This window comes from Aurantimonas aggregata, assembly GCF_010500835.1.
Lineage (GTDB): Bacteria > Pseudomonadota > Alphaproteobacteria > Rhizobiales > Rhizobiaceae > Aurantimonas > Aurantimonas aggregata.
Genome location: NZ_JAAAMJ010000087.1, coordinates 1 through 900 on the forward strand (window position 1 = coordinate 1; position 900 = coordinate 900).

Here is a 900-nt window from a genome sequence, read left to right on the forward strand (position 1 = left end):
GGCAATTGCGACCTCACCGTCGCCGACGAGATCGTCACCAGCCCGAACGGCGTCACCGTCGTCGGCTACACCGACTATCCGAGCCGGATGGCAGCGCAGGCCTCGACCCTCTACGCCACCAATCTGCGCCACATGCTGGACGATTTGACGCCGGCCAAGGACGGCGTCGCCGTCATCAACATGGACGACGACGTCATCCGCGGCGCCACCGTCGTCAAGGACGGCGCGATCACCTGGCCGCCGCCGCCGCCGAAGATCAAGGCGATCGCCGCCGGCAAGCCGAAGGAGAAGGTCAAGGAGCCGACGCCGGCCGAGAAGCGGGCCGGCGAGGTCGCCGCCTTCAAGGCGCAGACCCGCAGCCAGCTCGGCCTGCTGGTCGTCGGCGGCCTGCTCATGGCCCTCGTCGGCGCCTTCGCGCCGGCCGAGTTCATGAGCCATCTGATCGTCTTCGTGCTCGCCTGCTTCGTCGGCTTCCAGGTCATCTGGAACGTCAGCCACTCGCTGCACACGCCGCTGATGGCTGTGACCAACGCCATCTCCGGCATCGTCATTCTCGGCGCGCTTCTCCAGATCGGCTCGGGCAGCTGGCTGGTTGTCACCCTGGCCGCCATCTCGGTGCTGATCGCGTCAATCAACATCGTCGGCGGCTTCCTCGTCACACGGCGCATGCTCGCCATGTTCCAGAAGTCCTGAGGGCAGGGGATCAATCATGACGTTCGGTATCGTTTCCGCCGCCTACATCGCCGCGGCCGTCCTCTTCATCCTCTCGCTCGGCGGGCTCTCCGGCCAGGAAAGCGCCAAGCGCGCCGTCTGGTACGGCATCGTGGGCATGGCGCTCGCCGTCTTCGCCACGGTCTTCGGGCCGGGCATCGGCAACGGCCTGATCATCCTGGTGATGAT

Annotated in this window: 2 protein-coding genes; both read left to right on the plus strand. The window is 66.7% G+C overall.

What is annotated here, in order from left to right:
- Window positions 1-693, plus strand: a 693-nt coding sequence (locus tag GTW51_RS23370; protein ID WP_203566289.1) for a proton-translocating transhydrogenase family protein, incomplete at its 5' end; no start/stop codon positions are given.
- A gap of 16 nt (window positions 694-709) precedes the next feature.
- On the plus strand, window positions 710-900 hold a 191-nt coding region (locus GTW51_RS23375; RefSeq protein ID WP_203566290.1), incomplete at its 3' end, for an NAD(P)(+) transhydrogenase (Re/Si-specific) subunit beta.